The 644-nt window shown below is 67.5% G+C and carries 1 pseudogene; it reads right to left on the bottom strand.

What is annotated here, in order from left to right:
* A pseudogene (locus EOD07_RS36635) lies at nucleotides 1–642 on the bottom strand (hypothetical protein); the annotation flags it as partial.
* Nucleotides 643–644: the final 2 nt, after the last annotated feature.

The following is a 644-nucleotide window of genomic DNA, read 5'->3' on the forward strand; positions in this document are numbered from 1 at the left end:
GTTTTGCGCCCGCGCGTGCAGCCGCCGCGTGGCGGTGAGGTCGAGCCGTTGCGGACTGCCGCGGATCTCGAGGATGACCGCGGCGAAGGCGGTCATGCGGGCGGCCTCCTCGGCGATCCAGAGCGCGTCGAGCAGCTTCGGCGCCTCGGAAAACAGCAATTGCTCCGGCTCGATGCCGAACAGGGCGTGAAGGCCCCTGGCATAGGGAAGACCTGCCTCATGGAAGATTTCCGCCGTCCCGACCCAGAGGATCGGAAGGCCCTGCCTTTCCTTGAGGATCAGGCTCACGAGCGACAGCGCGAAGCCGGCCACAGTGCCGGCATCGCGGGTCTCCAGGCCATGGATCTCGCTGAGCGCCGCCCTGGGCAGGCCGCCGCCGAGGGCGGTGTCGAGGCGCTCGATGCCGGTGCGCAGGAAGGCGTCCGCCGAAGCCACGGCAAGGCCGCGCCGGACAAGCGTCATGTCAGACCCGGCGGCATTGTTGGATATTTGATTTTCCGCAATTCCGGACGGAAAACCGCTTCGCACTTTTCCTGGAATTGCTCCAGACACGCCGAGCGCCGGCGCCTGCAGGCGCTCGGGCAGCGTTCCCTCGATCTTCGCGATCTGGCGGCGCAGGGCAAAAACAGTGTCCCGCGCCACGG

The sequence above is a fragment of the Mesorhizobium sp. M2C.T.Ca.TU.002.02.1.1 genome, assembly GCF_003997225.1.